The following is a 17638-nucleotide window of genomic DNA, read 5'->3' as shown; positions in this document are numbered from 1 at the left end:
AGTGCATGCGCCTGTCGGACTGCGCGAAATCGCGTGCCGCGCTATGCTGCACGCCATACCGCTCACTTCGGAGGTCGCATGCACACCGCATTTCCCCGGGTCGCCGCCGCGCTGGCCCTGTCTTTCGCCAGCATGGCCTGGGCCCGCGATGCCGCCGTCGCGCCGGCCCCCGTCCTGAGCTCGCGCCAGCAGGCGCTGATGGCCACCGTCGTGGGCAGCGCCGCCCAGCCGCGCATCCTGCAGGTAAGCCTCGATGAACTGCATCCGACCCAGCCGGCCATCGGCTACGACCAGGTGTACTACAAGCTGGGACGCTATGCGGCCGAGGAAAAACGCATCACCGACATCGCCAAGCCAAAGAAATTCGCCGACCTGTGCGAAGCCAATGGCCAGGGCGACGTCTTGCCCGGCACGGCCAATGTGGCCGGCGCCACCCTGGCCGCGCCACCGGCCGGCTACCGCTGCAAGGCGGCCGTGGGCAGCCGTCCGGGCGACATGAAAAGCGTCGTCATCGGCCCGCGCGGCACCGTGTACCTGACCGATGGCCACCACACGTTTTCCACTTTCCGGGATGCCGATGGCGGGCGCAATCATCGATTGAAGGTCTGGGTCAAGGTCAGCGACAATTTCAGCGCGCTGGGCGAAGCGGCCTTCTGGACGCGCATGCGCGAAGAGAACAAGGTGTGGCTGAAAAACGGCCAGAACCAGGCCATCACGCAGCAGCAGCTGCCGTCCGCCATCGGCCTGAAGGCCCTGGGCGACGATCCGTACCGCTCGCTCGTCTACTTTACGCGCGGGATCGGCTACGAGCCGCCCGACAAGGCCACGGAATTCCTCGAATTCTACTGGGCCGACTGGCTGCGCCGCAAACCGGCGCTCAAGCTGGAACGTGCCGATCTGCTTGATCCCGCCGCGTATGCCAGCGCCATCCTGCTGGCCGCGCAGGCGATGGTGGCGCTGCAACCGGCGGAGATCGTCAGCGGCGGCAAGCGCGCGGCGGACCTTGGCGCGCTGCGCGAAATCGACCACGCAGCATTCGACGAACTGACCGAAGACAAGGGCAAGCTGGGCTACGCCATCGGCTACCGCAAGTCGCTGCCGCGCCAGTAACCTCCCGGCGTGTCATCATCCTGACATCTGCGCCCGCTAGCATGTCGGCACTTTTCAGGCCGACATCACGGGACACCATGTACAAGCACAGCATCCGCAGCAGCACCCGCAGCACCTTGGCCATTGCCATCACCCTCGCACTGGGCGCCAGCCTGGCCGCCTGTGGCGGTAAAGACTACCGCGATACCAGCACGGCGCCCGTCGCCCCGGTGGAGCCCGTCGCCCCCGCACGCATCCTCAACGTGGTAGCGGCCACCGGCAAGGCCGTGGCGAATGCCTCCGTCACCGTGCTCGACGCCGGCAAGAATGCCGTCGGCAGCGGCACCACGGACGCGAACGGCAAAGCGGCCATCACCCTGGCCGCCACGGCGAAGGCGCCCTTCCTCGTCTCCGTCACACCGGCAGGCGGCACCACGCTGTACGCGCTGTCGCTGAAGGAAAGCGCCGTCAACCTGACGCCGCTCACCTCCGTCATCGCCATGCAACTGCTGGGCAGCATCCCGTCGAGCGTATCCCCCGCCAGCCTGGCCGCCATCGATGCGGCACGCCTGCAAACGGCACAGACGCAGCTGGGCACGGCCCTGGCGGCGCCCCTGCAAACCCTGGGCATGGCGGCCAGCTATGATTTCATCAATGGCCCCCTGACGCCGAACAGCAAGGACCCGGCAGACGTCCTGCTCGACAACCTGCAGGTAAAACAGAACGGCACGGATATCGACATCGTCAATGCCAGCGGCAGCATCGTCGCGCAGATCATCGACGGCGGCGCGCCGCTCGCCACCGGCAAGAGCGTGCTGGAAACGCCGCCCGTGCTCAGCGCGCGCCAGCAAGTCCTGGCAGCCACGGCTGCCGGCACCGATGCGGCGCCCGTCTTCCTGCAAGTGTCGCTCGACGAACTGCACCCCACGCAACCGGCCATCGGCTACGACCAGGTGTACTACAAGCTGGGCCGCTATGGCGCGGAAGACCTGGTCATGGCCAAGACCAACAAGCCGAAGAAATTCGCCGAACTGTGCGAAGCCAACGGCCAGGACGACGTGGTAAGCAAGACGGCCAACGTGGCCGGCGCCACCCTGACCAATCCACCGGCGACGTTCCAGTGCAAGGCTGCCGTGGGCACCAAGCCGGGCGACATGAAGACCGTCGTCATCGGCCCGAACGGCACCCTGTACCTGACGGACGGCCACCACACGTTTTCCGCCTTCCGCGACGCCGACAATGGCCAGAACCATCAGCTGAAGGTATGGGTCAAGGTGACGGACAATTTCAGCAAGCTCAATGAATACGATTTCTGGGCGCAGATGAAAAAGGTCAACAAGGTCTGGCTGAAGGATGGCGGCAACAAGGCGATCGCCACCAGCCAGCTGCCCGCGTCCATAGGCTTGAAGTCGCTGGGCAACGACCCGTACCGCTCGCTCGTCTACTTCACGCGCGACGCCGGCTACGTGGTGCCGTCGACGGCCACGGAATTCCTCGAATTCTACTGGGCCGACTGGCTGCGCACACAGGCCGGCATCGACCTGGCCAAGACGGATACGCGCGACGCCGCCAGCTACATGGCCACCATCAAGAGCGCATCAACGGCGATGGTCGGCCTGAAGGCGAACGATATCGTCAGCCGCGGCGTGACGGCGCAAACCCTGGGCTGGACGGGCGTCTTCAGCCAGGCGGCGCTGGACGACCTGGTCACGCCAACGGGTAAATTGACCTACTCCATCACCTACAAGAAATCGCTGGCGAAATAATCACGGCGGCATAAACAACAACGGCCCGCCTGTCAGCTGACAGGCGGGCCGTTTTCATGGGTAACGACGCTTACGCGATGCGTTCACCATTCTCCGGATCGAACAGGGCCGCTTTCGACAGGTTGAACGACAGCTGCATGGTCTGCCCCGGCAGCACGGCTTCGCGCGGGTGCGTGCGGCAAGTCACGGCGGCGCCGTTCAGGCGCGTCGTCAGCAAGGTATCCGGGCCGGTCGGCTCGACCAGGTCGATCAGGCAACCGAGTTCCTGGCCCACGTCGCCGTGCGCGCTGCTCATGTCCGTGATCTGCTCCGGGCGCACGCCCAGGATCACGTCGCGGCCCGCATAGCTGCGCAGCTTGTCGGCCGCGAACGGCAAGGCCAGGCGCATGCTCTTGCCCGCGTTCTCGATGGCGACAAACACCTCATTGCCTTCGATGACAGGCTTGACGGTGATGAAGTTCATCGATGGCGAACCGATGAAACCGGCCACGAACAGGTTGGCCGGGTTGTCGTAGATTTCCTGCGGCGTGCCCAGTTGCTGCACTACCCCATCCTTCATGACGGCGATCAGGTCGCCCATGGTCATCGCCTCGATCTGGTCATGCGTGACGTAGACGATGGTGGCCTTCAGGCGCTGGTGCAGCAGCTTGATCTCGGCGCGCATTTCCACGCGCAGCTTGGCGTCCAGGTTCGACAGCGGTTCGTCGAACAGGAACAGCGACGGCTTGCGCGAAATGGCGCGGCCCATGGCGACCCTCTGGCGCTGGCCGCCCGACAGCTGCGCCGGACGACGGTCGAGCAAATGCGTGATCTGCAGGGTTTCGGCGACGCGGGCGACGATTTCTTCCTGCTCCGCCTTCGGCACTTTTTTCACGTTCAAGCCAAACGCGATGTTTTCGCGCACCGTCATCGACGGGTACAGCGCGTAGGACTGGAACACCATGGCGATGTCGCGGTCCTTCGGCGGCAGGTCGTTGACGACCTTGCCGTCGATGAGGATTTCGCCCGATGTGACGCTTTCCAGGCCGGCCACCATGTTGAGCAAGGTCGACTTGCCGGAGCCGGAGCCGCCGACGAGGATCAGGAATTGGCCATCCTTGATCTCGATGTCGATGCCCTTGAGGACTTCGACGCCATTCGTGTACACCTTGCGGATGCTGCGTATCGATAAACTGGACATATTCTTTCCTTAACCTTTGACTGCGCCTGCGGTCAGACCGCGCACAAAATAACGGCCTGCGACCAGATAGACCAGCAGGGTCGGCAGCGCGGCAATCACCGCGGCCGCCATGTTGACGTTGTATTCCTTCACGCCCGTGGACGTGTTGACCAGGTTGTTCAAGCCCACCGTGATCGGCTGCGAATCGCCGCTGGCGAAGACGATGCCGAACAGGAAGTCGTTCCAGATCTGCGTGAATTGCCAGATGATGCAGACGACGAAAATCGGACCCGAAATCGGCAGCACGATCTTGCGGAAGATCAGGAAGAAGCCGGCGCCGTCGATGCGCGCCGCCTTGATCAATTCTTCCGGCACGCCGATATAGTAGTTACGGAAGAACAGGGTCGTGAACGCCGTGCCATACACCACGTGGACGAAGACCAGGCCCGTGGTGGTATTGGCCAGGCCGAATTCACCCAGCAGGCGCGCCATCGGCAGGATCACCACCTGGAACGGAATGAAGCAGCCCACCAGCAAGGCGGCAAACAGGATTTCCGAACCGCGGAAGCGCCAGTGCGCGAACACATAGCCGTTGAAGGCGCCCAGGAAGGTCGAGATCAGCACGGCGGGAATCACCATCTTGATCGAGTTCCAGAAGAACGGCTGCATGCCGTCGCAGGTGACGCCCGTGCAGGCCGAGGACCAGGCCTTGGACCAGGAATCGAACTGCCACACGTGCGGCAGTGCCAGCAGGTTGCCGCTGCGGATCTCGTCGAGCGACTTGAACGACGTCGACAGGGTCACGTACAGGGGCACGATGTAGTACACCGCAAACAGAATCAGCAGCAGGTATACCACCACCCGTCCGAGGGTGAGGCGATTATTGCGGGTAGGTGTCATCTCATCGCCTTTGCGCTGCGCGTTTCCAGGTACATCAGCGGCACGAGCACGGCCACGATGGTGGCCAGCATCATCATTGCCGATGCCGAGCCCAGGCCCAGCTGGCCGCGGGTGAAGGAAAACTGGTACATGAAGATGGCCGGCACGGACGACGAGTTGCCAGGTCCGCCAGCCGTCAATGCGATGACCAGGTCGAAGCTCTTGATCGCGATATGCGCGAGGATCAGCAGCACGCTGAAGAACACGGGCCGCATGGCGGGAATCACGATGCGCCAGTAGATCGTCGGCAGGGACGCGCCATCGACTTGCGCCGCCTTGATGATTTCATCATCGATGCCGCGCAGGCCGGCCAGGAACAGGGCCATGACAAAGCCCGACGACTGCCATACGCCGGCGATCACCACCGTGTAGATGGCCATGTCGGAGTTCACCAGCCAGTCGAAGGTAAACGAGGTCCAGCCCCAGTCGTGCATGACCTTTTCCAGGCCCAGGCTGGGATTGAGCATCCATTTCCAGGCCGTGCCGGTGACGATGAAGGACAGCGCCATCGGATACAGGTAGATGGCGCGCAGCGCGCCTTCGGCGCGGATTTTCTGGTCCAGCAGGATGGCCAGGAACAGGCCGATGGCGATGCTGCAACCGATGAACAGGACACCAAAGATGCCGAGGTTCTTGAGCGAGGTCCACCAGCGCTCATTATCGAACAGCTCGTAGTATTGCACCAGGCCGGCGAACTCGTAGTTCGGCATCAGCCGCGATTCGGTCAGCGACAGCCAACCGGTCAAAAAGATAAAACCATAGACGAATACCAAGCTGGCGATGAGCGTGGGGCCCAACACCATCTGCGGTATCCATCGGTCGAATTGCTTGCGTATGGACATAGGACAGCCGTAGAAGTAGAACTGCGTGTGGCGCCGGCCTGGTCGAGCGCCAGGGCGGACGCCTGCGATGCATGCGATGCAGCGGGCGCCGGCGGGAGTGCCGGCGCCGTCGTGATTACTTCACTTTTGCCGCTTTGGCCAATGCTGCAACCGCGTCTTTCGAGCTCATGTTGGTGTTCATGAACTTGGCGATGACGTCGGTCACGGCGCCTTGCGTGGCCGATGGCAGCGCCATGCCGTGGGCGAACGATGGCACCAGGCCGCCGGTCTTGTTGGTGGCGTCCATGTCTTCCATCGATTTCAGGGCGCAAGCGTCAAACTTGTCCTTGGAAACGCCGGAACGCACAGGGATGGAACCCTTGTTCAGGTTGAAGATCGACTGGAACTTCGGATTCATGATGGCGTTGGCCAGGGCGATCTGCCCCTTCTTCGCATTCGCATCCTTTTGCGTGAACATGGCAAACGAATCGATATTGAAGGTGTAGGCCTTGTCCGTGCCAGGAGCTGCCACGCACAGGTAGTCCTTGCCCGGCACCTTGCCTGCGGCCGTGAACTCGCCCTTGGCCCAGTCGCCCATGAACTGGAAGCCGGCCTTGTTGTTGATGACCATGGCGGTGGCCAGGTTCCAGTCGCGGCCTGCCGCATCCTTGTCGATGTAGGTTTTCACCTTGCCCAGGGTATCGAACACCTTGAGCATGGTCGGGCCGGTCAATTCCTTCTGGTCCAGCTTGAGGATGGCCTTTTTGTAGAATTCCGTGCCGCCCACGCCCAGCGCGACGGATTCAAACACGGTGGCGTCCTGCCAAGGCTGGCCGCCGTGGGCGATCGCGATGCCGCCCGATTTCTTGATTTTCTCGGCCGCGTCAAAGAACGCATCCCAGGTGGTCGGAGTGGTGGCCACGCCGGCTTTTTTCAGCACTTCCGGATTGACCCACATCCAGTTGACGCGGTGGACGTTGACGGGAGCGGCGACGTAGTGGCCCTTGTATTTCATGATGTCGGCGACGACTTTCGGCAGCACGGCATCCCATTTGCCTGGAATGGCGGCATCATCGATATTCGCCAGCACGCCTTCTGCGCCCCATTCCTGGATCGATGGGCCCTTGAGCTGGGCGGCCGTTGGCGGGTTGCCGGAAATGACGCGGGTTTTCAGCGCGGTCGCTGCGTTTTCGCCAGCGCCACCGGCCACGGCGAAGTCTTTCCAGCCAAAGCCGCTTTCTTTCACGATTTGCTGCAACTGGCCCACGGACTTCGCTTCGCCGCCGGAGGTCCAGTAGTGCAACACTTCCACGTCGGTCGCAAAGGCGCTGCCAGCGAATGCCAGGGTGGTCAATGCGGCCAGTTGGGTAATCTTGAATTTCAGTTTCATCTCCACATTCCTTTTTTGATCAAGCTTTTAGGGGGCTTCGGCATACGGGGGCCGAAAAAGGTGAAATCTGCGCCTGTACCGGCGCTCTTGTACTCAGACCCGCTTGCAAACGGGCATCATCTTGGTGTAAAGACGGCGCCGTGATCCATGAAACGACTACATTGCATTTATATCACGGGACGGCGCCAAAAACGCATCCGCGAAGGATGCGCCAGGTTGATCTGCATTACAAACATAAACACTGAACAAAACCGTCGCGAGCGGCAGTGATTTGTGGCTAAGAAGCGCAACCGTGCTAGAGCACGGTGAGCATCGCAGGCCGCAAAGCGCGCCGCGCAGCAGGTTTGGTTCGGTGTTTAGAACCAGGTTTCCACTTGGAAACCATAGGAAGTGCCGCTGGTATTGTTGTTGTAGATCGGGCCGCCGTTGTTCGACGCGTTGACCGAGGCGGTGGCCGCATCGTTCCATTTGCCGTACGTCACGAAAGCGCGCAGTTCAGGACGCGACCACAGTCCAGGACCGGCCGAGATCGTCGGTGCGATGGTCAGCTTGGTCAGGCGCTTGGCCGGCAGGCCGCCCGATTGCGTCACGCGGTCCGTGCCCAGTTCGCCCACCAGCTTGAAGTTGTTGGTGAATGCGTACACAGGACGCACGCCGACCGAGGTCCAGGTCGAGGAACCGGCGGCGGTCGATTCGTCTTTTTGCCACAGGGCGACGAATTCCATGCCGAAGTTTTCCATCGGCTGGATCGCCATGTCATTGAAGACGCGCGTGCGCTTGCGGTCAGAACCGTAGGAAGTGCTGCCCGAGGCGCCGAACTGTCCGTTGCCGTCACCGCCAACACCAGGGCCGACGCCGTACTGCACGCCGAAGGTGTTGCCGCCGCCGAAGACTTTGCCTTGACGGTGGAATGCCGACAGTTGCCAGCCGTTATGTTTCGGGCCGTAGATGTCATTGTCCTTGCCTTCGGCCGTGATGATGGTCGCGGCCAGGTCCAGGGTGCCATTTTCATTGACGGGAATTTCGCCGTAGATGAAGTTCTGGCGCACGGCGGAACGGGTGCCGGTGATGGCGCCAGTGTTCTTGTCGCGGGCATTGATGTCGTTGTCCTTGAAGAAGGCATACGAGAATTTACCCGGGCCAACCGGAATGCGGTCCAGGCCGGCACCCGTGCCGTTCATGTTGATGTATTGCAGATCCAGCATGTGGATGTCAGGACGGTAGTAGAAACGCTTGCCGACCCAGGCCGTGCCGCCGTTCAGGAAATCGAGTCCCTGCGCTTCGACATAGGCCTTGACGATGCCCAGTTTGTTGTCGCCGAAATCCGAGTTTGGCGCATAGGCGTTGACCCAGATGGTGGCCAGGTAGTTCACGCCGCCGGACTTGGCAACAGACTTGGTGTAGCCGAATTCCGTGTAGGCGTCGCACTCATTGCCCAGACGATATTTCATGGTATTGCCACCCAGGCCGAAGCAGCCTTGCGAACCGCCGTCGCTCGACGTATTGCTGCCGGCGCCAGCGCGCAGGTAGCCGTGGAAGCCTTCGGAGTCGGATGGGTACATAGGGTCGGCGGCAGCGGAACCGCTGGCGATGGCCAAGACGATGGCAGCTGGCAGTGTCTTCAACACGGCCTTCAACATGGTGCGATGCAGCATGGTAAGTCTCCTCAGTAATTTATTTTTTATCTAGTCATTCGTGGCCGAATGTACTGGCCAGAATTCTTTCCAGCAGAGACATAGTAACTATACTACGAACAAATATCAACATATTATGTTGTAATCCTACGACTACTCTGCGACACTTTATTTGCGCAGGAATTTGCCAGTTGACCGCCCTGATTTTTCAGCTGGCGCCGCCCGTTTCCGGCGCTGCGTGCAAGCATTTGCGCGGGTGCCCCGCATTTTTCGGCACGCGGCACGTATACGAATTAAAATCCTTGGTTTTTGCCATAACGACAGTGCGCCGCCATGACAGCGCACGCAAACGAGACTAGGCACCGCCATGAAAATTGATGAAAAAATGGAAGTAGCAGGCAGCGATCCGGCGGAGCGATTCAGTGAAGGGCCGCGCCTGCTGGCCGACATCGGCGGCACCAATGCCCGTTTCGTGCTTGAGACGCGCCAGGGCCACCTGGAAGCGGTGGCCGTGCTGCCCTGCGACGACTACGCTTCGCTGCTCGACGCCATCACCGCGTATATGGATAGCAGCGAGGCGCGCGCCGCCGGTTCGGCCCGCGTGCGCCATGCGGCCATCGCCATCGCCAACCCCATCGACGACGACACTATCCGCATGATGAACCATCACTGGTTCTTCTCGATCGAGGCCATGCGCGCCACGCTGGGCCTCGACACCCTGCTGGTGGTGAATGACTTCACGGCGCTGGCCATGGCCCTGCCCTATCTGCGGCCCGACCAGCGCCTGCAGATCGGCGGCGGCATGGCGCGCGCCGACAGCGTCATCGGCCTGCTCGGTTCGGGTACGGGCCTGGGCGTGTCGGGCATGATCCCCGCGGAAGACCGCTGGATCGCGCTGGGCAGCGAAGGGGGCCACGTCAGCTTCGCGCCCTGCGACCAGCGCGAGATGGACGTGCTGTCCTTCGCCTGGCGCGAACTGTCGCACGTCTCGGCCGAACGCCTCGCTTCCGGGCGCGGCCTGGAACTGATCTACCGCGCCCTGTCCGAACGCGCCGGCAAGCCCGACGCGCTGCCGCTGCTGGCAGCCGAAATCACCAGCCGCGCCCTGAACAATGAATGCGAAGTGTGCCTCGAAGCGGTGGACTGTTTCTGCGCCATCCTCGGCTCCATCGCCGGCAACGTGGCCATGACCCTGGGCGCGCTGGGCGGCATCTATATAGGCGGAGGCATCGTGCCGCGCCTGGGCCCCCTGTTCGAGCAGTCGCAGTTCCGCGCCCGCTTCGAGCAAAAGGGCCGCCTGAACGACTATCTGGCGCAGATCCCCACCTTTCTGATCACGGCCGAACTGCCGACGTTCCTCGGTATCGCCGCCATCCTGGCGCAAAAGCTCAAGCGCGCCCATTCCGGCGCGCCCGTGCTCGAATCCGTGCGCCAGGCGCGCGGGCGCATGAGCCCCTCGGAATGCAAGGTGGCCGACTGGGTGCTGAAGGAGCCGAACGCCATGCTGACCCTGCCGATCGCGGAAATCGCCCAGAGGGTCGGCGTGAGCCAGCCGACCGTGATGCGCTTTTGCCGCTCGATCGGCGTGCAGGGCCTGGCCGACTTCAAATTGAAGCTGGCGTCCGGCCTGACGGGCGGCGCCATCACGGTAGCCCACTGCCACGTGGAGATCTCGGACTCCGACGCCGAACTGGCGCGCAAGGTGTTGGGCAATAACGCCTCGGCCGCGCTGGCCATGCGCGACATGCTCGACGTGAAGGCGCTGACGGCGGCCATCGAGCTGCTGCGCGGCGCGCAGCGCGTGGAGCTGCTGGCCGTGGGCAGCGCCCGCGTGGTGGCCGACGACATGCAGCACAAGCTGCTCAACCTGGGCATCGTCAGCAGCTTCTTTGCCGATCCGCAGGCGCAGGAAATGAGCGCCGCCATGCTGAAACCGGGCGACGTGGCGCTGGTCATTTCCCGTTCAGGCGCCCTGCCCGACCTGCTGCGCACCGTCAAGGTGGCGCAGGGCTGCGGCGCGCGCGTGCTGGCGATCACGGCCAGCGGTTCGCCGCTGGCCAGGCTGGCCGACGTGCTGCTGACCTTGAACCACCCGGAAGGCAATCTCAATTTCGTGCCCATGATCGTGCGCCTGCTGCAGCTGATGATGCTCGATATCCTGTCCGTGGGACTGGCGCGGCGCGACACGGCGCAGCGCACCAGCGCCGCCGAACTGGAAGAAGGCCAATTGCACGGCATGCGCATCAGCGGCAAGCTGAAGTTCGGTGGCCACCTCGAATAAGGCGGCGCACGCCGCCCCCGATACCGCCAGCGGCGCCACCGTGCATGACGTGGCGCGCGTGGCCGGCGTATCGGCCATGACGGTATCGCGCGTGATCAATGGACGCAGCAGCGTCAGCGCGGCCACGCGCGACAAGGTCGAGGCGGCGATCGCCAGCCTGCGCTATCAGCCCAACCTGGCGGCCAGGGCTGCCCGCACGGGCACCCTGCGCATCGGCCTGTTGTACAGCAATCCGAGCGCGGCCTTCCTCAGCGAATTTTTAGTTGGCGCCATGGATCAATGCCGCCAGGGCGGCGGCCAGCTGCTGCTCGAACGCTGCGAAGACCTGGACAGCCAGCGCGCCGGCATCGATTGCCTGGTGGCGGCCGGCGTGGACGGCATCCTCGTGCCGCCGCCCCTGTGCGATTCGCCGGAAGTGCTGGCGCAACTGAACCAGATGGGTATCCCGGCCATCGCCGTGGCCACGGCGCGCCCCTCGCCCGGCGTCTCGGCCGTGCGCATCGACGACTACGAAGGCGCCCTGGCCATGACGCGCCACCTGCTCGCACTGGGCCACCGCGACATCGGCTTCATCGAAGGCGATCCCGCGCACACGCCCGCCCTGCTGCGCCGCCAGGCCTTCGAGGACGCCATGCGGGAAGCCGGCTTGCAGGTGCCGCCGCACAGGGTCGCGCAAGGCTATTTCACGTATCGCTCGGGACTCGACGCGGCGCGCCGGCTGCTGGCGCAGAAACCGCACCCGAGCGCCATCTTCGCCAGCAACGACGACATGGCCGCCGCCACCCTGGCCGTGGTGCACGGCATGGGTCTGCAGGTGCCGGCGCAATTGAGCGTGTGCGGCTTCGACGACACGCCCGTCGCCACCACCGTCTGGCCCGAGCTGACCACCATCCACCAGCCCATCGCCGACATGGCGCGCGCCGCCGTCAATCTCGTCATCGACGAAATCCGCCAGCGCCGCGCGGGGGAACCGGCCACCGCCACGCATCATTTGATGGCGTTTACCTTGATGGAGCGGGCGTCGACGGGACCCGTTACTTGGGGTCAGACCCGCCGGGCCTGACCCCGGCATTTACCGCCGGGCTGGTACTGCTAGCGCAGCACCGTGCGCGCCGCCAGCGATTCCACCAGTTCCACGGAGGGCGGCGAGCCACCGGCCGCCAGGCAGGCGCCCGCGCCCGCCGCGACGGCAAAGCGCAAGTGCTGGCCGCCGTTGGCATCGGGCCGGTACATCAGGCTGTACAGCAAGCCGCCGATGCTGGCGTCGCCCGCCCCCACCGAATCGACCACCTCGATGACGGGCGGTGCCGCCTGCCATGTCTGTTCGCCCTGGTACAGCGCCGCACCCTGCGCGCCGCGCGTATACAAATACGTGGCTTGCGGATTCCAGCTGCGCAGCATGGCAAACGCGCCATCGATGTCGTCATGGCGGAACAGGCCCGCCAGGTCTTCATCGGACACCTTGATCACGTCGGCCAGCTGCGTCATGCGGCGCAGGGTGGCGTCATAGCGTTCATCCATCATGATGCGGAAGTTCGGGTCGTAGCTGATCTTCACGCCAGCCGCCTTGAGCTCCTGCGCCAGCGCCACCAGCTTGCCCGCCAGCGGTTCGCGCGCCAGGCTGATGCCGCCGAAATGCACCCATTGCGCGCCCTGCATCCAGCCGGCCGGCAAGAGCGACGCGTCGAAATGCAGGTCGGCGCTGTCGTCGCCGATGAAGTAATAGGTAGGCGGATGCAGTTCATGCACGATGGCCAGCAGCGGCGACTTCGCATGGCGCTGCAAAAACCGCATGTCCAGGCCCGCCACGTCGGTCGCCTGCGCCAGAGCGTCGCCGAAGACGTCGAGGCTGACGCCGCCCGCAAAGGCGCTGGGCACGCCCAGACGCGCCATCACGCGCGCCACGTTCCAGGTCGAGCCGCCCACCTGGCTGTTCCAGGAGTCCGCGCCCGTGCGCAGCATGTCCGTCAGCGCTTCGCCGGCCGACACAAAAGCGGGGAAAGAGGGAAAAGCGGTGGCGCTCATGCGGCACCGCCAATCACGTTCAGCACTTCATAGCAGGCGCCCATGGTGTGGTAATCGGTCTTGCCGGCCGGGCTTTTCTCGTTGCTGATCTTGCCGTTTTCCGGCGTCAGAATGCGGTACCAGGCGCCGTGTTCATGGTCGACGAAATGCGTCCAGCTGTAGTCCCAGATCTTGTCGTAGCTTTGCCAGTAGGCCTCGTCCCCGGTGCGGGCGGCCAGCACGGCGGCGGCGGCGAAGCTTTCCGCCTGCACCCAGAAGTATTTGTCGCCATCGCAGATCTCGTCCTGCGGGCCGAAACCGTAGTGGATGCCGCCATGCGCGCCATCCCAGGCCTTGGCCAGGGCCATGTCGTACAGCGCGCGCGCGCGCGGCAGCAGCCAGTCGGACGGACCGGCCATGAACCGGCTGTGGCGCTCCATGATCAGCAGCAGCTTGGCCCATTCCGTGAAGTGGCCAGGCTGGTAACCCCACGGACGGAAGATATTGCTCTTATCGTGCAGGTTGTAGTCCCAGTCGATCGACCAGTCGGGCGTGTAGTGTTCCCAGATCATGCCGTTCGCCAGACCCGCCTGGCGCACCGTGATGTTGTGCGCCAGGGTTTCGGCGCGGTGCAGATATCTCGCTTCGCCCGTCGCCTCGAACGCGGCCAGCATGGCTTCGCAGGCGTGCATGTTGGCGTTCTGGCCCCGGTAGCCGTCCAGGGTGGACCAGTCGGCGCTGGCCACGTCCGCATACAGGCCGTGTTCGGGCAGCCAGAAACGCTGCTCCATCAGCTCAAACGTTTCGTCCAGATACGCGTGCGCTTCCGGCACGCCCGCCTGCAAGGCGTGGGCATAGGCCAGCAGCACGAAGGCCAGGCCGTAGCAGTGGTTGGCGCCGTCTTCCACCGTTTTGACGCCGTCTTTCCACGACAGTTGCCAGGCATAGCCGCCCGTGGCCGGGTCGCGATGCACGTCGCGCAAAAAGGCCACGCCGTGGCGCAGGGCCGCCTGGTAATCGTCGCCGCCGAAGCGGCGGTACGCCATGGCGTAATTGAAGATGAAGCGCGTGCTGCTGACCAGATGGCGCGTGCTGGCGTCATACACCGTGCCGTCATCAAGGAAGAAATGATAGAAGCCGCCGCTCGGGTCAAACGCGCGCGGGTGATAAAAATTCATCGTGTGCAGGATATGCTTTTCAAGCATGTCCCTGGAGCGGAAATCGGGATTCATGGGTCTCTCATGATATTGTTATCGATAACAATGATGATAGCATGCCGTCCTGACTCCGTCATGCCCGCTCAGGGAGTCTTGGCCAGCCTGAGCTTTTCGCGCCACAGTGCCGCCTGCTCCGGGTCGGCCGCCTGTTCCAGCTCGCCCTTATCGTACACCTTGACCAGCCGTTCGATGGCTTCCGCGTCGCCCTGCTTCGCCGCCAGCAGGTACAGCGCGAAAGGCTTGGGCGCCGGCCCTTGCCGGGTGGGGCCGCCACGGCCCTGTTCCAGCAGCCGCGCAAAACCCGTCTGCCCCGGCGGACTTTTGGCGATGGCCGCCATTTCATACCAGCCCAGGGCCGCCTCGTCGCTCTGCGGCACGCCCTGCCCCACTTCATACGAGTACGCGACATTGTTCAAGCCGGGCGGGTCGAGCACCTTGGCCGCCTTCATGTACCAGGTGAACGCTTCCTTGCGCTGCGCCTCGTCCTTGGCCGTCATCATCAGGCGGTAGCCAATTTCATTGTAGGCATAAATAAAGCCGTTTTCGGCATAGAACTTCAGCCAGTGCAGCGCATGCGCCTGTTCTGCCGGGCTGCTTTGGATATTTTCAAAGTGCATGGCCAGCGTGAAGTTGGCCAGCTCCACGCCTTGCGCGGCGCCCTTGCGCGACCAGTATTCGCCCAGCTTGCGGTCGATGGCCATGCCCTGCCCCAGCGTGTAGGCCACGCCGAGGAAAGCCTGCGCCGGACCATAGCCGCCTTCGGCCGATTTCCGCATCCACGCCAGGCCGGCGTCATAGTCGCGCGGCGTGCCTTCGCCGCCGTGCAGCATCTGCGCCAGCTCCAGCTGGGCGGCCGTGTCTCCCCCTTCCGCAGCCAGGCGCGCCTTCCCGAAGGCGGCCACCTTGTCCGGCGACAGGTCGGCGGGACGGTCGATCACGGCCCGCACCCTTGCGTGCATGTCGTCGAGGCCGGACATATCGAATTCGGCCAGCGCCGGATGCTGGCGCGGTTCCTTGGTGGACGCCGGCTGCGCCAGCACGGGCTGCGCCAGGGCGAGGCTCAATACAAACAGCATGGTTCTCATTTCTTTTCCTTCTCGGCCAGCTTGCCGCGCCACTCGGCCGCGTCTTCGGCATTCGCAGCCTGTCCCAGTTCGCCTTTGACATACACCTCCATCATGCGCCGCATGGCGGGCAAGTCGCCGCTCCACCCCGCCCGCTCGTACCAGACCAGGGCCCACTTGTCCGACTGCGCCACACCGAGGCCCAGCTCGTGCGCGCGGGCCAGGTTGCGCATGCCTGCCGGCTCCTTTTCACGCGCCGATCTGGAATACCAGTGGAAAGCCTCGGCGCGATCCTGTTCATCGACGGCTGCGCGCATCAGGTGCTCGCCCAGCGCATTGTAGGCGGGCACAAAGTGCTGCTCGTTCGCCGCCTTCAGCCAGGTGATGGCCAGCGCCTGCTCCTCGGCGCTGCTGTCGCCATCGATGAATTCCAGCGCCAGGATGGTTTGCGCCTCTGCATTGCCCTGCGCCGCGCCCTTGCGCAGCCAGTATTCGCCCTGCACGCGGTCGATGGGCACCTTGCCACCCAAGGTATAGGCCAATCCCAAAGCCGACTGTGCCGGTGCATAGCCGCCTTCGGCCGACTTGCGTATCCAGGCCATCGACTGCGCCGTATCTTGCGGCGTGCCGACGCCCAGCTGCAGCATGCGGGCCAGGTCCAGCTGCGCCTCCACGTCGCCCGCTTCGGCCGCGCGCCGGGCCTGCTCAAACTCGGCGATGCTTTCCGGGCTATGGCTAGCCACATCAGCCCTGGCCTTGATGGCGATCAGCTGCAGGTCGAGCAAGGTGGGCGAGGTCTGGGCCAGGAGCGGTAACGGCAGCAGGAAAGGAATCAGCAAGAGGAATTTCTTGGGCATGCGGCGGTGTCGGAAAGAAGAAAACACGCATGGTAGCCGATGCCATGCCAGACAGGCGCGCACTGCACAAGAAGTTTGACAGGGCAAGCCGGCAGGCTTACATTGCACGAGCCCACCACTTACACAGGAACGCCATGAACCGCCTCGCCACAACCGCCTTGACCCTGCTGCTCGCCGCAGCCTCCGTGGGCGCCAGCGCCGCCGACACCCAGCTGGCCGGCTGCGCCGCCAAGCGCGAAAGCATCCGCAGCGAATTGCGCCAGGCGCAGGAACAGGGCCTGTCCGACAAGGTCGCGGGCCTCACGCGCGCGCTTGACGAAGTCAACGCCCACTGCCGCGACAGTACCCTGGTCGAACGCCACAACAAGAAGATCGTCAAGGCGCAGGCGAAGGTGAACCAGACGGAGCGTTCGCTGCGCCTGGCCCAGGAAGCCAACAAAGAACCGAAGAAGATCGCCAAGCTGGAAGGCAAGCTGGAAAAAGCCAAAGCCGAGTTGGCGGCCCTGCAGGCGCAGCAACCTTAAGCTTTATCGCCCAGCAACTGATAAATGCTGGAGAAATCCAGCGCGCCCGATCCCGCCTTGCTGTGCAAACTATATAGATTGCGCGACAAGGCGCCCAGCGGCACCGAGGCGCCGCTGGCCAGCGCGCTTTCCACGGCCAGCCCCAGGTCTTTCAGCATCAGGTCGACGCCAAAGCCGCCCGTGTAGCCGCGCGACGCGGGCACGTTTTCGGCCACGCCAGGACATGGGTTGTAGACGTCCAGGGTCCAGTTGCGGCCCGAGCTTTTCGCCATCACTTCGGACACCACCTTGGGATCGAGGCCATTGGCCACGCCCAGGCGTATGGCTTCGCTGGTGCCGATCATGAGTATCCCCAGCAGCATGTTGTTGCATATCTTGACCGTCTGGCCGCAACCGGAACCGCCCGCGTGGAAAATCGCCTTGCCCATGACGTCCAGGTAGGGCCGTGCCGCCGCCAGCGCGGATTCTTCGCCGCCCACCATGAAGGTCAGCGTGCCGTTGGTGGCGCCCGCCGTGCCGCCCGACACGGGCGCGTCCAGCATGGGCATGCCTTTTTCCTGCGCCGCGCGGCCCACCTGGCGCGCCGCCTCGGTGGAAATCGTCGAACAGTCGATCAGCAAGGTGCCGGGCCGCGCCTGCGCCAAAATACCCGCGTCCCCAAGGTAGGCCCCCAGCACATGGCGGCTGGCCGGCAGCATGGTGATGACGATGTCGGCCTGGCCGATCGCCGCCGCCTGGTCATCGGAGACGAGGCCGCCGCCGTCGGCGAATTGCCGCATGCTGGCCGGCAGCAAATCGAAGCCCGTCACCGCATGGCCGGCCCGCACGAGGTTCTGCGCCATGGGCAAGCCCATGTTGCCCAGGCCGATGAAAACGATATTGGTGCCCATGGC

15 protein-coding genes are annotated in these 17638 nt (G+C 63.9%); 5 read left to right on the top strand and 10 right to left on the bottom strand.

Annotated elements, in window-relative coordinates; all coding sequences use genetic code 11:
- The first annotated feature begins 78 nt into the window (after window positions 1–78).
- Window positions 79–1110 carry a ParB/Srx family N-terminal domain-containing protein gene (locus tag CSQ92_RS03690; protein ID WP_099393274.1) on the top strand — a complete coding sequence of 344 codons (1032 nt, stop codon included), beginning with the start codon at window positions 79–81 and terminating at the stop codon, window positions 1108–1110.
- Between the two features lie 77 nt (window positions 1111–1187).
- Window positions 1188–2855, top strand: a complete 1668-nt coding sequence (locus CSQ92_RS03685) for a ParB-like protein (RefSeq protein WP_099393273.1) — start codon at window positions 1188–1190, stop codon at window positions 2853–2855.
- A 70-nt stretch (window positions 2856–2925) separates the two neighbouring features.
- Here the strand turns inward: CSQ92_RS03685 and CSQ92_RS03680 are convergent, their stop codons facing one another.
- From CSQ92_RS03680 to CSQ92_RS03660, 5 genes are all read right to left on the bottom strand, one after another.
- Window positions 2926–4035, bottom strand: a complete 1110-nt coding sequence (locus CSQ92_RS03680) for an ABC transporter ATP-binding protein (protein ID WP_070279178.1) — start codon at window positions 4033–4035, stop codon at window positions 2926–2928.
- Window positions 4036–4044: 9 nt separating this feature from the next.
- Window positions 4045–4914 (bottom strand): carbohydrate ABC transporter permease, encoded by an 870-nt coding sequence (locus CSQ92_RS03675; RefSeq protein WP_034777933.1) that lies wholly within the window; start codon window positions 4912–4914, stop codon window positions 4045–4047.
- A complete protein-coding gene (locus tag CSQ92_RS03670; RefSeq protein ID WP_034777935.1) occupies window positions 4911–5795 on the bottom strand; it encodes a carbohydrate ABC transporter permease in 885 nt (294 codons plus the stop codon). The genes CSQ92_RS03675 and CSQ92_RS03670 overlap by 4 nt, the downstream gene beginning before the upstream one ends.
- 115 nt (window positions 5796–5910) lie before the next feature.
- On the bottom strand, window positions 5911–7164 hold the full coding sequence (locus CSQ92_RS03665) for an ABC transporter substrate-binding protein (protein ID WP_034777937.1): 1254 nt from the start codon (window positions 7162–7164) through the stop codon (window positions 5911–5913).
- Window positions 7165–7520: 356 nt separating this feature from the next.
- A complete protein-coding gene (locus tag CSQ92_RS03660) occupies window positions 7521–8819 on the bottom strand; it encodes a maltoporin (protein ID WP_099393272.1) in 1299 nt (432 codons plus the stop codon).
- Window positions 8820–9165: 346 nt separating this feature from the next.
- Here CSQ92_RS03660 and CSQ92_RS03655 point away from each other — a divergent pair, with 346 nt between their 5' ends.
- Together CSQ92_RS03655 and CSQ92_RS03650 are read left to right on the top strand one after the other, a co-directional pair.
- On the top strand, window positions 9166–11079 hold the full coding sequence (locus CSQ92_RS03655; RefSeq protein WP_099393271.1) for a glucokinase: 1914 nt from the start codon (window positions 9166–9168) through the stop codon (window positions 11077–11079).
- On the top strand, window positions 11063–12142 hold the full coding sequence (locus CSQ92_RS03650) for a LacI family DNA-binding transcriptional regulator (protein WP_099393270.1): 1080 nt from the start codon (window positions 11063–11065) through the stop codon (window positions 12140–12142). The genes CSQ92_RS03655 and CSQ92_RS03650 overlap by 17 nt, the downstream gene beginning before the upstream one ends.
- A gap of 29 nt (window positions 12143–12171) precedes the next feature.
- On the opposite strand, the gene CSQ92_RS03645 is transcribed toward CSQ92_RS03650, so the two are convergent.
- The 4 genes from CSQ92_RS03645 to CSQ92_RS03630 form a co-directional block, all read right to left on the bottom strand.
- A complete protein-coding gene (locus CSQ92_RS03645; protein ID WP_070253666.1) occupies window positions 12172–13104 on the bottom strand; it encodes a carbohydrate kinase family protein in 933 nt (310 codons plus the stop codon).
- Window positions 13101–14315 carry an AGE family epimerase/isomerase gene (locus CSQ92_RS03640; protein ID WP_099393269.1) on the bottom strand — a complete coding sequence of 405 codons (1215 nt, stop codon included), beginning with the start codon at window positions 14313–14315 and terminating at the stop codon, window positions 13101–13103. The genes CSQ92_RS03645 and CSQ92_RS03640 overlap by 4 nt, the downstream gene beginning before the upstream one ends.
- Window positions 14316–14383: 68 nt before the next feature.
- Window positions 14384–15385 carry a tetratricopeptide repeat protein gene (locus CSQ92_RS03635; protein ID WP_099393268.1) on the bottom strand — a complete coding sequence of 334 codons (1002 nt, stop codon included), beginning with the start codon at window positions 15383–15385 and terminating at the stop codon, window positions 14384–14386.
- Window positions 15382–16221 (bottom strand): tetratricopeptide repeat protein, encoded by an 840-nt coding sequence (locus CSQ92_RS03630; protein ID WP_099393267.1) that lies wholly within the window; start codon window positions 16219–16221, stop codon window positions 15382–15384. Before CSQ92_RS03630 ends, CSQ92_RS03635 begins: the two co-directional genes overlap by 4 nt.
- 134 nt (window positions 16222–16355) lie before the next feature.
- Between CSQ92_RS03630 and CSQ92_RS03625 the strand changes: the two genes are divergently transcribed.
- Window positions 16356–16745, top strand: coding sequence for a DUF1090 family protein (locus CSQ92_RS03625; protein ID WP_180276923.1), 390 nt, complete (start codon window positions 16356–16358; stop codon window positions 16743–16745).
- On the opposite strand, the gene mmsB is transcribed toward CSQ92_RS03625, so the two are convergent.
- Window positions 16742–17635: a 3-hydroxyisobutyrate dehydrogenase gene (gene mmsB / locus CSQ92_RS03620; RefSeq protein WP_099393265.1), complete on the bottom strand. Its 894-nt coding sequence runs from the start codon at window positions 17633–17635 to the stop codon at window positions 16742–16744. The genes CSQ92_RS03625 and mmsB overlap by 4 nt on opposite strands.
- Window positions 17636–17638: the final 3 nt, after the last annotated feature.

The sequence above is a fragment of the Janthinobacterium sp. BJB446 genome (genome assembly GCF_002735655.1).
GTDB classification, from domain to species: Bacteria; Pseudomonadota; Gammaproteobacteria; order Burkholderiales; family Burkholderiaceae_D; genus Janthinobacterium; species Janthinobacterium lividum.
The sequence above is the reverse complement of the archived record's forward strand: the minus strand, read 5'-3'. Positions and strand labels throughout refer to the sequence as shown.